The 12,367-nt window shown below is 69.8% G+C and carries 11 protein-coding genes; 9 read left to right on the forward strand and 2 right to left on the reverse strand.

Features of this window, described 5'->3' with window-relative positions; genetic code table 11:
* Positions 1–85: 85 nt before the first annotated feature.
* Entirely contained in the window at positions 86–1,615 is a 1,530-nt protein-coding gene (locus F4553_RS22910; protein WP_184839141.1) for an acyl-CoA carboxylase subunit beta, read from the forward strand.
* Entirely contained in the window at positions 1,612–3,630 is a 2,019-nt protein-coding gene (locus F4553_RS22915) for an ATP-binding protein (RefSeq protein ID WP_184839143.1), read from the forward strand. The genes F4553_RS22910 and F4553_RS22915 overlap by 4 nt, the downstream gene beginning before the upstream one ends.
* A gap of 251 nt (positions 3,631–3,881) precedes the next feature.
* Here the strand turns inward: F4553_RS22915 and F4553_RS22920 are convergent, their stop codons facing one another.
* Complete coding sequence (locus tag F4553_RS22920; protein ID WP_184839145.1) at positions 3,882–4,844, reverse strand: chaplin family protein; 963 nt, start codon at positions 4,842–4,844, stop codon at positions 3,882–3,884.
* 154 nt (positions 4,845–4,998) lie between these two features.
* Positions 4,999–5,676: a Crp/Fnr family transcriptional regulator gene (locus F4553_RS22925; protein WP_184839147.1), complete on the reverse strand. Its 678-nt coding sequence runs from the start codon at positions 5,674–5,676 to the stop codon at positions 4,999–5,001.
* Between the two features lie 153 nt (positions 5,677–5,829).
* Here F4553_RS22925 and F4553_RS22930 point away from each other — a divergent pair, with 153 nt between their 5' ends.
* The 7 genes from F4553_RS22930 to mycP all read left to right on the forward strand — a co-directional run bounded on the left by F4553_RS22930 (position 5,830) and on the right by mycP (position 12,342).
* Complete coding sequence (locus F4553_RS22930; protein WP_184839149.1) at positions 5,830–6,492, forward strand: adenosylcobinamide amidohydrolase; 663 nt, start codon at positions 5,830–5,832, stop codon at positions 6,490–6,492.
* Between the two features lie 87 nt (positions 6,493–6,579).
* Complete coding sequence (locus F4553_RS22935) at positions 6,580–7,719, forward strand: CapA family protein (RefSeq protein WP_246466471.1); 1,140 nt, start codon at positions 6,580–6,582, stop codon at positions 7,717–7,719.
* Between the two features lie 29 nt (positions 7,720–7,748).
* Positions 7,749–8,534, forward strand: coding sequence for an endonuclease III (nth, locus tag F4553_RS22940; RefSeq protein ID WP_312875313.1), 786 nt, complete (start codon positions 7,749–7,751; stop codon positions 8,532–8,534).
* Positions 8,531–9,187, forward strand: coding sequence for a TlpA family protein disulfide reductase (locus tag F4553_RS22945; RefSeq protein WP_184839151.1), 657 nt, complete (start codon positions 8,531–8,533; stop codon positions 9,185–9,187). Before nth ends, F4553_RS22945 begins: the two co-directional genes overlap by 4 nt.
* Positions 9,184–9,816: an NUDIX hydrolase gene (locus F4553_RS22950; RefSeq protein ID WP_184839152.1), complete on the forward strand. Its 633-nt coding sequence runs from the start codon at positions 9,184–9,186 to the stop codon at positions 9,814–9,816. Before F4553_RS22945 ends, F4553_RS22950 begins: the two co-directional genes overlap by 4 nt.
* 4 nt (positions 9,817–9,820) lie before the next feature.
* Positions 9,821–10,999 carry a MarP family serine protease gene (locus F4553_RS22955; protein WP_184839154.1) on the forward strand — a complete coding sequence of 393 codons (1,179 nt, stop codon included), beginning with the start codon at positions 9,821–9,823 and terminating at the stop codon, positions 10,997–10,999.
* 155 nt (positions 11,000–11,154) lie between these two features.
* Entirely contained in the window at positions 11,155–12,342 is a 1,188-nt protein-coding gene (gene mycP / locus F4553_RS22960) for a type VII secretion-associated serine protease mycosin (RefSeq protein ID WP_184841085.1), read from the forward strand.
* Positions 12,343–12,367: the final 25 nt, after the last annotated feature.

Consider the following 12,367-nt stretch of genomic DNA (forward strand, 5'->3'; position numbering starts at 1 on the left):
ACGCGCCGGGTGCGCCGTACCGGTGGTCCGAGGACGCTCGTTGTCGTGTTGGCGACGCACGAGTGTCTAGAGATCAGGTACGCAGATGGCGATTCTCGATACAGGGCTTGATCCGCGTACACCCTCCTATCTGGACAGTCGCGGGCTCATGTTGACCGCGGTGGCAGAGTTGGACGCGGCGATCGTGAAGGCCCGCGAGGGCGGCGGGGAGAAGCAGGTCACGAGGCATCACGCCCGTGGCAAGCTGCTGCCCAGGGAGCGGATCGAACTGCTGCTCGACCGGGACACGGCCTTCCTGGAGCTCTCCACGATCGCGGGGTTCGGCACCGGGCACCCGGTCGGGGCGGGGGTGGTCACGGGGATCGGTGTCGTCGAAGGCACCGAATGCGTGATCATCGCGAGCGACCCGACGGTGCGCGGGGGCGCGGTCAACGCGTACTCCCTGCTGAAGATGGAGCGAGCCGCCCAGATCGCGGCAGACAACGGGTTGCCCCTGGTCAGCCTCATCGAGTCGGACGGCCTGGACCCGAGCGGCCAGGCCGAGGCGCTGCTGCCCGGCGGCGCGGTCCTCGGCGGGCAGGCCAGGCTGCGCGGTCGCGGCTCGCCCTCGATCTGCGCGATCTTCGGGATCGCCACGGCCGCCGGCATGTCACTGCCCGCGCTCGCTGACCAGGTCATCCTGGTACGCGGACAGGCCCGCGTCCATCTGGCCGGCTCCCACGTCGTCCGGGCCGCGACCGGCGAGGTGGTCGACGAGGAGGCGCTCGGCGGCGCGACCCTGCACGCCACCCGCACGGGCCTCGCCGACCTGCTCGCCGAGGACGAGCGGGACGCGCTGCGCCTGGTCCGCCACGCGGTACGCCGCCTGCGCACCCCTCGAACCGCCTCCCCGCCGGGCCTGGTCGCACCCCCGAAATACGACGCCGACGACCTGATCGCCGTGGCCGCAGCGACGAGCCCGGCGCGGGAAACCCTCGCCCGGATCCTCGACGGCAGCGAGTTCGACGAGGTCGCGCCCCTGTTCGGGGAGGGCCTCGTGACCGGCTGGGGCAGCGTGCACGGCCACCCGATCGGCGTCATCGCCAGCGACCGGCCGATGCTCGGCGTCGACGAGATCGCCAAGGCGCTGCGGTTCATCGAGATCTCGGCGCCCGTACCCCTGGTGCTCCTCGTGAATTCGACGGGTTTCGCCGTCGGCGGGGATGACGAGTCCCGGGGCATCGCGGTGAGCGCGGCCCGGCTCGTCCGGGCGCTCGCCAACACCCCCGCGCCGTTGATCACCATCGTGACCGGCAGCGCGCACGGGCCAGGCGGGCAGGCGCTGGGCGGTCGTGGCATGAACCCCCGCTTCCTGCTGAGCTGGCCGACCGCGCGTGCCTCGGCACTGCCGCCGGCCCAGGTGCTCGCGATCGCCGAGCACCGGTCACTCGCCGACGACGGCGAACCCGACCACCCCGTCACCGCGCTCCGGCTGGAGGAGGAGTCGTCGGCGATGCGCCGGTCCGGGCTCCTCGCCGACGACGGCATCATCGATCCGCGGGACACCCGAACCGTACTGGGCATCTGCCTCTCCTCGATCCACCGTGGAGCCGCTTCAGAGGGGAACAGACCATGATCAGGCGCCTGCTCGTTGCCAACCGGGGCGAGGTCGCCCGCCGCATCTTCGCCACCTGCCGAGCCGTCGGGGTGGAGACGGTCGCCGTCTACTCCGACGCGGACGCCGACGCGCCTTACCTCGCCGAGGCCGATTACGCCGTACAGCTGCCGGGATCGGCGCCGAGCGCCACCTACCTGCGCGGGGATCTGATCATCGCGGCGGCGAAGAAGACGCTCGCCGACGCGATCCACCCCGGTTACGGCTTCCTCGCCGAGAACCCGGACTTCGCCGCCGCCGTCGCGGACGCCGGGCTCACCTGGGTCGGCCCGCCCGCCAAGGTGATCGAGGTGATGGGCGACAAGGTCGAGGCGAAGGCGCTGCTCGCCGAGGCCGATGTGCCGATGCTGCCGAGCTGGACCGACCCCGAGACGGTCGACGAGTACCCGGTGCTGGTCAAGGCCTCCACCGGTGGCGGTGGCCGGGGCATGCGGGTCGTACGCGAGGCCGGTGCGCTCGCCGAGGCCGTCTCGTCGGCCCGCCGGGAGGCGTTCACCGCGTTCGGGGACGGCGACGTCTTCTGCGAGCGTTACATCGAGGGCGCCCGCCACATCGAGGTGCAGATCCTCGCCGACCAGCACGGCAACATCATGACGCTGGGGGAGCGGGAGTGCTCGATCCAGCGCCGCCACCAGAAGGTGATCGAGGAGACGCCCTCCCCGGCGGTCTCACCCGAGCTGCGCGACCACCTCTGCCGGGCCGCGGTCGCCGCCGCCGAAGCGGTCGGCTATGTCGGCATCGGCACCGTGGAGTTCCTGCTCACCCCCAGCGGCGAGTTCTTCTTCCTGGAGATGAGCACGCGGCTGCAGGTCGAGCACGCGGTCACCGAGTGCGTCACCGGCATCGACCTGGTCCGGATGCAGCTCTTCGTCGCCGAGGGCGGCGCGCTGGCCGCCGGAGCGGCACCCCCGATGCGCGGGCACGCCATCGAGGTGCGGCTCTGTGCCGAGGACCCGGCGACCGCCTGGCTCCCCGCCACCGGCACTCTGCAGCGATTCGAGGTACCGGGGGTCACCTCGAGATTCGCCCCGATGAACCTGCCCGGCATCCGGCTCGACTCGGGCGTCGAGGAGGGCAGCCGGATCGGCGTGCACTACGACTCGATGCTGGCGAAGATCGTGGCCTGGGCGCCGACACGTTACGAGGCCGCCCGGCTGCTCGCCGCCACGCTCGCGAAGACCCAGGTGCACGGGCTGCTCACCAACCGTGACCTGCTCGTGCGTACGCTGCGGCACCCGGCCTTCCTGATGGGCCAGATCGACACCGGCATGCTCGACCGGCACCCGGAGCTCTTCGCGCCGCTGCTCTCCAGCGTCGACGCGGTCCGGCTCTCCTGCCTCGCCGCGGCGCTCGCGGGCAGTGCCGCTCGCCGGGCCACCGCGACCGTGCAGCCGACGATCCCGTCCGGCTGGCGCAACGTGCCGACGGTGGCGCAGACGGTCGTCTACGACTCGCCCTCCGGGCCGATGGAGATCGGTTACCGGCTGGACCGGGTCGGCGCCCTCGCCCAGTGGTGGGTCCGCGCCGTCGACCCGGAGGAGATCGACCTCGCCGGGCTCGGACTGCCCGGACCGGCCGAGGACCATCCGCCGGTCGCCGTCGTCACCGCGACCGAGACCCATGTCGTGCTGGATGTCGCGGGCATCATGCTCCGGGTCGACCTGCACCGGGTCGGGCTCGTCACCTATGTCGACAGCGTCGAGGGCTCGCTGACCCTGACGGAGCTGCCGAGGTTCCCGCTGCCGGGCGCTGAGGCCGCCGAGGGCTCGTTGACGGCGCCGCTGCCCGGCAGCGTGGGGCGCGTCCTGGTGATGCCGGGCCAGCGGGTCGCCGCGGGCGAGCTGCTGATGACCCTGGAGGCGATGAAGCTGGAGCACCCGGTCCACGCCCCCGCCGCCGGTGTGGTGAGCGAGGTCCCGGTGACGGTAGGAGCCCAGGTGGACACCGGCACAGTCCTGGCAGTCCTGGTCAGCTAACCCCTGAATTTTAATGCTGGACACGCCGTCCAACCTGCAACAAAAGTCAGGATCAACTCTTCCGAGAAGTTGATCCTGACTTTTGTTGCACTTTTCGCGGCGTGTCCAGCATTAAAATTCAGGATGGAAGTGGCGGGCACCCGGTCGGGAGCCCGCCACATCTGCGCGAATGGGTGTTGCCGGTCTGCCGAGGCCTGGAGTGACTTCTGCAGTGTTCGCCGCTTTCGATATCGGCAGACCGGCGGTAGCTGCTAGCCCAGGTCGGCGGAGGAGCCGCCCTGGCTCCACGCGTTGGCCGTACCCAGGAGGCCCACGGCGAGGCTGCTCACCTCGACGGGGATCTGGATCGGCGCGTAGATCTGGGTGCCGTTCAGGATGCCCGTGTTGCCGCTGCTGATCATCGTGACGTCACGTCCACCGTGGCCGTGCTCGTCGCAGTCGTGCTGCGGGCGAGGCGTCGGCTTCGGCTTGGGCCGCGGGGTCGGGTGACCCTTGCCGCCACCGGAGCCGCCGTTGATCACGGTCGCCGGTCCGCCGGTGCTCTCGGTCTGGAAGCCGCCGAGGTCGCCCAGGTTGCCGAGGCTGCCGACGAGGGGCAGGTTGGTGTTGCTGCCGGTCAGGCCGGACAGCAGCGGGCCGACGAGGGGCAGGCCGGAGGAGCCCTGTCCGCCGCTGAGCATGCCGCCGACGAGCGGGAGACCGTTGGTCAGTCCGCCGAGCGAGCCCACCACGGGCAGACCCTCGGTCTCGGCGGATTCGCGACGGTGCCCGTACCCACCGCGGTCGTTCTTGTGACCGTGACCGCCGCCGTTGGTGGCGGTGGCGCCGCCCTCGCAGCCCGCCCAGGCGCCGCCGATGACGCCGAGCGCGTTGCCGCAGACGTCGACGGGGATCTGGATCGGAGCGGCGATCTGGGTTCCGTTGAGGATGCCCGTGTTGCCGGACGTGGCCTGGTAGTGCGCCCAGCCCCACTCCTTGTTGACGGCGGTGGCGCCGCCCTCGCAGCTCGCCCCGGCGGTGCCGAGCAGCGCGACCGCGTTGCCGCAGACGTCGACGGGGATCTGGATCGGGGCGTAGAGCTGGGTGCCGTTGAGAATGCCGGTGTTGTCGCTGCTCACCAACGTGGTGTCGGCGTGCGCAGCGGTGCCGCATGCCAGCAGGGCGCCGGCAGACAGGGCACCGGCGTTGAGTGAGCGTCGAACCCACGTGTTCATCGCGAGGGACCTTCTCTCGATCATCGGGTGACGTGCGGACCGCCGCAAATGCGACGGATCCACGGACGCTGAGAGAAACGAGGTCCCGCTGAGGGATGAGACGAAAAGGTCAGGTTACCGACAGTTTTGATCCGACAAAACGGACAATTGCTAACTAAACTCGGGCCCGGCGTGCAAGCCGCTCCGGGTCGAGAATGATCACGCTCTTGCCATCGAGGCGAAGCCAACCGCGCGAGGCGAAGTCGGCGAGGGCCTTGTTGACCGTCTCGCGCGACGCACCGACGAGCTGAGCGAGCTCCTCCTGCGTGAGGTCGTGGGTGACCCGCAGCACGCCGCCGTCCCGCGTGCCGAAGCGACCCGCCATCTGCAGCAGGTTCTTCGCCACGCGCCCGGGGACATCCGTGAAGATCAAATCCGCAAGCGCGTCATTGGTACGCCGAAGGCGCCGCGCCAGCACCCGCAGGAGCTGCTCGGCGATCTCGGGACGGTTGTTGAGCCATGGCCGCAGCGCCTGCTTGCGCAGCCGGGCCAGGCGCGTGTCGGTGACCGCCGTGGCGGTGGCCGTGCGAGGACCCGGGTCGAAGAGCGAGAGCTCGCCGACCATGTCGGACGGGCCCATCACGGCGATCAGGTTCTGCCGGCCGTCGGCGGCACGGCGGCCGACCTTGAGCTTGCCGGACAGGACGATATAGAGGCTGTCACCGGGCTCGCCCTCGTTGAAGACGACCTCGCCCTTTCGGGCCTCGATCGTCTCCATCTCGCGCGCAAGCGCCTCGGCGGCCTCCGGGTCGACACCCTGGAAGATTCCGCTGCGAGCCAGAACCTCATCCATCGAGCTCTACCTCCATCGCGCGCCGGCTGCTTCTCAACCCTGTATCCCTACCACTATTGCGCAACAAACACGCAACGTCAGTCTAGGCACAGTTGGGCCAGAACCGGACGGGTACCCCAAAGATCGGTGATCACCTCCGGATACTGTCTTCAGATGCACCCTGAGCTGTGTTTTCGGGATGAGGGCGGAGCCAAGGCGCCGATTTTGGTCTGGCGATTGCCGCACGATTGGCAGGGAATCGCGTCCGGGCCGCTCGGCGGAGGGATCGGTTCTCGCCAGTGGGTGATAAATGCCACGGTACCTATGTGGTACGACCGGGATGATCCGGACGTGCACCTCACCGAGATCGCCGCAGCGCTCAATCTGGACGGATCGGGCGTCGGGCTGATGACCGGTGTCGACGTCACCGAGGTCGTCAGCGCCGCCGAGGGGGCCGTCACGGTCTGGGCCACGGTAGGCCTGGGCTCGCCGATCCTCGCCGCCGCCTCGATCGCCGATGCCGCAGTCGTGGTGGCGCCGGGAACGGTGAACATCGTGGCGAGCCTGCCGGTCCGGCTCAGCGATGCTGCGCTGGTCAACGCCGTTTCCACCGTCACCGAGGCGAAGGTGCAGGCCCTGCGGGATCTCGGCATCCACGCCACCGGCACCGCCACGGACGCCACCTGCCTCGTCTGCCCCGCGTCCGGCCGGGTGGAGGCATATGGCGGGCCGCGCTCCGTCTATGGCTCCGTGCTGGCGCGGGTGACATATGACGTGCTCATGACCGGTGGACGGCGCTGGATGTCGCGCGGGCTGGCCTGGTCCGACCGAAGGTGACGGGTCCCCGGCGAAGCGGCGTCCCGGGTAGTGTGTGCGGCGATGTCGAACTCCCCGTACGCCCCCGCACCGGTTCGGAGCCGAATCATGAACCGCTCACGCCTCATGATGGCCGCCGCCCTCGCCGCAGTCGTCGTCGCGACAGGTGCCGGCTGTGGCGCCCCCGAATCGGAGCCGAGGTGGGTCGCCGCCACGGTGGAGCCGTCCGAGGCCGCCCCCAGCACCGCTCCCTCGCCCTCGGCGACGGCTGAGCCCGCCGGTGGGGCGATCAGCCTCTCGGCCACGGGTGACATCGTGATGGGACGCCCCGGCGCCTATCCGGCCAACGACGGCAAGGGCTTCTTCGACAAGGTGAAGTCGCTGCTCCCGGCCGATCTGGTGATGGGCAACCTCGAGGAGCCGATCACCGACGACACCGGTACGCGTAAGTGCGCTCCGACCTCGACCAAGTGCCACCAGTTCCGGGTGCCGCCGCACTACGCGAAATACCTGAGCGACGCCGGCTTCATGCTGATGAACCAGGCCAACAACCACGGCAACGACTTCGGCTCGAAGGGTTACTCCAACACCCAGAAGGCGCTGGAGGAGGTCGGGCTGAAGCACACCGGCGCGCCCGACCAGATCACCGTCGTCGACGTCAAGGGCGTCAAGGTGGCGGTCGTCGGGTTCTCGTCGTACGCGTGGAACAACAGCCTCACCAACATCACCTCGGCCAAGAAGGTCGTCGAGAAGGCGGCCGAGAAGGCCGACATCGTGGTGGTCCAGGTGCATATGGGTGCCGAGGGCAGCGGGATGACCCACGTGAAGCCCGGTACCGAGATGTTCCTCGGCGAGAACCGGGGCGACCCGATCAAGTTCTCCCACGCCATGATCGACGCCGGTGCCGACCTCATCGTCGGGCACGGGCCGCACGTGCTGCGGGGCATGGAGTTCTACAAGGGCCGGCTCATCGCGTACAGCCTGGGGAACTTCGCGGGCGGCGGCAGGTCGCTCACGCCCGACGGCCGGCTCGGCTGGGGCGGCGTGCTCAAGGTGACGCTCAAGGCCGACGGCTCCTGGGTCAGCGGCGACTTCCTCTCCTCGATCATGAACAGCGCTGGCATCCCCACGGTCGACTCGAACAAGAAGGGCGCCGGTGCGGTGAGCGACCTGACCAAGGCCGACTTCCCGAAGACCGGCCCGAAGATCGACAAGTCGACCGGGAAGATCACGCCTGCCGATGCCTGACCCGGCCGCTGCGGCGCTGCTGATGGGCGGTGTCGGAGCGGAGGTTTAGAGTTTCGTCCGTGACGGAGACTGAGCTGGCATTGAAACGTCGGGCTCGGCGCATGGCGCGTGAGCTCGAGGTCATCCACCCTGATGCGCACTGCGAGCTCGACCACACCAATGCGCTGGAGCTCGCGGTCGCGACGATCCTCTCCGCGCAGTGCACCGATGCCCGGGTCAACGAGGTGACGCCGGCGCTGTTCCGGCGCTATCCGAAGGCTGCGGACTACGCGGGGGCCGATCGGGGCGAGCTCGAAGCAATGATCAAGCCGACGGGGTTCTTCCGAAACAAGACCAATTCGCTGATCAACCTGGGTGCTGCGTTGGTGGAGCGGTTCGGGGGCGAGGTGCCCGGGCGGCTCGACGATCTGGTGACCCTGCCGGGGATCGGCCGGAAGACCGCGAATGTGATCCTGGGGAACGCGTTCGATGTGCCGGGCATCACGGTGGATACGCATTTCGGGCGATTGGTGAATCGGTGGGGGTGGACTGCCGAGACCGATCCCGTGAAGGTCGAGCACATCGTCGGCGCCCTGATCCCCAAGCGTGACTGGACGATGCTGTCGCACCGGGTGATCTTTCACGGGCGGCGGGTTTGTCACGCTCGGAAGCCTGCGTGTGGTGCTTGCACGTTGGCGCCGTCGTGTCCGTCCTATGGTCTCGGGCCTGTCGGGTTCGCTGAGGCTGCTCGGCTGCTCAAGGGGCCTCGGGTTGCTGAGCTTGCTGCGCTCGCGCTGGGGGATGGTGACGGGGTGGCCGTGGGGGGCGGGGAATGACCCGCTCTGGGCGGTCAGGCTTGATCCCGACGCGGGTCATTCGCCGCCCCCCACGGCGACTCTGGTCGCGGTGGGGTGGGCGCGCGGGAGGTTTTCACAGATTGACGGTGGCACTGGTTGGCTGGGTCTTGGTTTCGGGGGTTGTGGCGGGGTGTTCGCCGTCTGTTGCTGCTTCTGAGCCGCTTGTCACCGGGGCTTTTGAGTCCTGTTCTCCGTTGACTTCCTCCTCGGCTTCGCCTTCGGGGTCGGGGGCACTGCTGCCTGAGTTGCAGTTGCCGTGTTTCGACGGGGGGTCCGTGGTTGACGTGCGGGCCCTGCGGGGGCCGATGGTGATCAACATGTGGGCGTCGTGGTGTGCCCCGTGCCGGGAGGAGCTGCCGGCGTTTGAGAGGTTGGCGCGGAAGACGGGGGCGCCGAAGGTTGTTGGGGTTGTCGACACGTCGACCCGGGCGGCGGCGGTGTCGGTGGCTGAGGACCTGGGGGTGAGTTTTCCGATGCTCTTCGATGACAGGAGCCGGTTCAACTCGGCGATGGCGTTGGGGTTCGTGCCTGCGACGATCTTTGTCGACGAGGCCGGGCGGATCGCCTTCATCTATCGGAGCGTGGCGCTGGATGATGCGTCGCTGGGTGCGCTGGTGGAGAAGTACCTGTGAGCCTGGTCTTGCCGGGGTGGTTCGAGCCGTTGGCGGGGCGGGTCCGGGCGTCGTCGGTTGCGGACTTCACCCGCTTCTCGGTTCCCGAGGGGGGCGGGCGGGCCGCCTCGGTGCTGGTCCTGTTGGGGGAGGGGCCGTCGGGGCCGGACGTGTTGGTGCTGGAGCGGGCGGCGAATATGCGTACGCATGCGGGGCAGCCGGCATTTCCCGGCGGAGCGGCCGACCCGGGCGACGGCGGGCCGGTCGGGACCGCGCTGCGCGAGGCGGCGGAGGAGGTCGGGCTGGACCCGGCGAGCGTGACCGTCGTTGCGGAGCTGCCGCAGCTCTGGATCCCCGTCAGCGACTTCGTCGTGACACCCGTGCTGGCCTGGTGGCACGCGCCGCACCCGGTGACCGCGGTCGACGCCGCCGAGGTGGCGAGCGTCGCGCGGCTGCCGATCTCGGAGCTCGTCGACCCGGCCAATCGGTTCCGGTGCCGCCACCCCAGCGGGTGGACCGGACCGGCCTTCCAGGCGGGCGGGATGCTCGTCTGGGGCTTCACCGCGGGCGTCCTGACGACCCTGCTGGAGATGGGCGGCTGGGCTCGCCCGTGGGACACCTCGCGCATCGAGCCGTTGCCCGTAGGCTAGGGCGATGTCCGTGGTCGACGTGATCCTGTTGGGCCTCATGGTGGTGTTCGCCATCAGTGGCTATCGCCAGGGTTTTGTCGTTGGCGTGCTCTCGTTCGCCGGGTTCTTCGGCGGTGCGATCATCGGCCTGCAACTGGGTCCGCTGCTCGTCTCCGGCCTGACCGACCCGACGCTGCGACTCGTCTTCGCCCTGGTCACGATCTTCGGACTGGCGATCCTGGGGCAGGCGCTCACCGGCTGGGTCGGCAACCGGCTGCGCGGCGGCATCACCAATCGCAACCTCGCCACCGTCGACGACCTCGGCGGCGCGGGCGTCTCGCTGCTCGCCGTCGTGATGGTCGCCTGGCTCGTCGCGATCCCGCTCAGCAAGGCCGATTCGCCGTGGCTCGCCGGCGCCGTCCGGAACAGCTTCGTGCTCGGCACGATCGACCACGTCATGCCCGACAAGGCCCGCGCGCTCACCGAGTCGCTGCGGGAGACCGTCGACACCAACGGCTTCCCGGACGTCTTCGACGGTCTCGTGCCGACCCGCGTCCGCGACGTGCCCGCCCCCGACAGCAAGCTCGCCCGGCTGCCCGTGGTGGTCAACGCCCAGCGCTCCGTGGTCAAGGTGCTGGGCAGCGCGCCGAGCTGCTCCCGGCGGATCGAGGGCTCCGGCTTCGTCTACGCGCCCGAGCACGTGCTCACCAACGCCCACGTCGTCGCCGGGACCAAGGGCATCGCGATCGAGGTCGGCGGTGCCCGGCACACCGGCCGCGTCGTGACCTACGACCCGGAGCGCGACCTCGCCGTGCTCTTCATCCCCGGCCTCACGGCTCCGGTCCTGCGCTTCGCGGAGTCCGACGCGTCGACGAATGCCGACGCGATCGTCCTCGGTTACCCGCTGGACGGCCCCTACAACGCGCAGAGCGCCCGGATCCGTGACATGGGTCCGATCACGGGTCCCGACATCTACAACGACGAGCGGGTCACCCGTGAGGTCTACACGATCCGGGCCCTCGTGCGCAGCGGCAACTCCGGTGGGCCGCTGATCACCACCGACGGCCGCGTCCTCGGCATCATCTTCGCCGCCGCCGCCGACGACCCCAACACGGGATTCGCGGTCACCGCGGACGAGGCAGCCTCCGTCGCGAGCGCCGGAGCCGCCCGGACCGCGGGGACGGGCACCGGCACCTGCACATAGATGGCGAGTGACGGTTCACTCAGCCTGGTGAGTTCTCAAAACCTCGATGAGGCGGTAATTTTTAGGGCTAGTCACCCGTAGGGAGTCGTTAGAAAGTCGTGAAGACCGACAGGCACAGACGGACCAGCGCCGGATCGCGGACAGCGACGGCGCTGATGCGTGTCGGTGCGCTCGGCCTCACCGGCTTCCTCGCCGTGCTGATCGGCGCACCGCCGGCTGCCGCCTCCGTGCCGCTCGCGCCGCCCGTCGCCGACAAGGTTCGCGACGAGCAGTGGCAGCTCTCCGCGCTGCATGCCGAGGCCGCCTGGCGGATCTCCACCGGCGCCGGGGTCACCGTCGCGGTCATCGACTCCGGGGTCGACGCCACCCACCCCGACCTCGCCGGGCAGGTGCTCGGCGGGCGCGACCTGGTCGACTCCGCGGGCGACGGCTATGACGACGAGGTCGGCCACGGCACGACCGTCGCGGCGCTGATCGCCGGGCGCGGTGACGATGCCAGGGGCGTCGTCGGACTCGCGCCGGGTGCCAAGATCCTTCCGGTGCGCGTGCTCGACTCCAGGAATCTCTACGAGGACGACCGGGTCGTGGCGGACGCGGTGCGCTGGTCCGTCGACCACGGCGCCGACGTCATCAACCTCTCCCTCGGCGGTGCCGTGGACAGCGCGGCTCTCGCCGATGCCATCGACTACGCCTTCGAGCGCGATGTCGTCGTCGTCGCGTGCACCGGCAACACGGACCCGGAGAAGCAGAACGAGGTGTGGTACCCGGCTCGCGAGCCTGGCGTACTCGCCGTGACGGGCCTCGCCCACCGTGGTGACTCGCCGCTGTGGACCGGCTCCATCACCGGCTCCGCCACGGTGCTGAGCGCCCCCGCCAACGATCTGCTCGGCGCGACGCCCGGCGGCTACTGGCGGGTGGAGGGCACCAGTTTCGCCGCGCCGCTCGTCGCCGCCACCGCCGCGCTGGTGCGGGCACGCTGGCCGGAGATGTCGGCGGCGAATGTCGTCAACCGGCTCATCAAGACCGCGCGCGATCTCGGCCCGGCCGGTCGCGACTCCTCCTATGGCTTCGGCGAGGTCGATCCCGTCGCGGCCCTCACCGACACGGTCGCCGAGGTGCGGGCCAACCCGCTCGACAACGTGCCGCCGCCGGGCAAGGCGACCTTCAGCCGGGCCACCGGGCTCCCTGCCGCGCCGTTGCAGAAGTCGACGGAGAAGGCACCCTTCGACCGCAACCACCCCGATGTCGAGGTGTCACTGCCCGCCGGGCTGACCATGGTCATTCTCCTCATGGGCACCTCCTCGGCGATCCTCCGCCGCCGCCACGACTGGTCCGTTCAGTAGCAGCCCAAGATCCCACCAACTCTTC

It is taken from the genome of Allocatelliglobosispora scoriae (assembly GCF_014204945.1).
Classification (GTDB): domain Bacteria; phylum Actinomycetota; class Actinomycetes; order Mycobacteriales; family Micromonosporaceae; genus Allocatelliglobosispora; species Allocatelliglobosispora scoriae.

Coding starts and splice junctions, on each gene's coding strand:
- F4553_RS22920 (WP_184839145.1), bottom strand. CDS start 4,844: ATGAACACGTGGGTTCGACGCTCACTCAACGCCGGTGCCCTGTCTGCC.
- F4553_RS22945 (WP_184839151.1), top strand. CDS start 8,531: ATGACCCGCTCTGGGCGGTCAGGCTTGATCCCGACGCGGGTCATTCGC.
- F4553_RS22925 (WP_184839147.1), bottom strand. CDS start 5,676: ATGGATGAGGTTCTGGCTCGCAGCGGAATCTTCCAGGGTGTCGACCCG.
- F4553_RS22955 (WP_184839154.1), top strand. CDS start 9,821: ATGTCCGTGGTCGACGTGATCCTGTTGGGCCTCATGGTGGTGTTCGCC.
- F4553_RS22910 (WP_184839141.1), top strand. CDS start 86: ATGGCGATTCTCGATACAGGGCTTGATCCGCGTACACCCTCCTATCTG.
- F4553_RS22930 (WP_184839149.1), top strand. CDS start 5,830: ATGCACCCTGAGCTGTGTTTTCGGGATGAGGGCGGAGCCAAGGCGCCG.
- F4553_RS22935 (WP_246466471.1), top strand. CDS start 6,580: ATGAACCGCTCACGCCTCATGATGGCCGCCGCCCTCGCCGCAGTCGTC.
- F4553_RS22915 (WP_184839143.1), top strand. CDS start 1,612: ATGATCAGGCGCCTGCTCGTTGCCAACCGGGGCGAGGTCGCCCGCCGC.
- mycP (WP_184841085.1), top strand. CDS start 11,155: ATGCGTGTCGGTGCGCTCGGCCTCACCGGCTTCCTCGCCGTGCTGATC.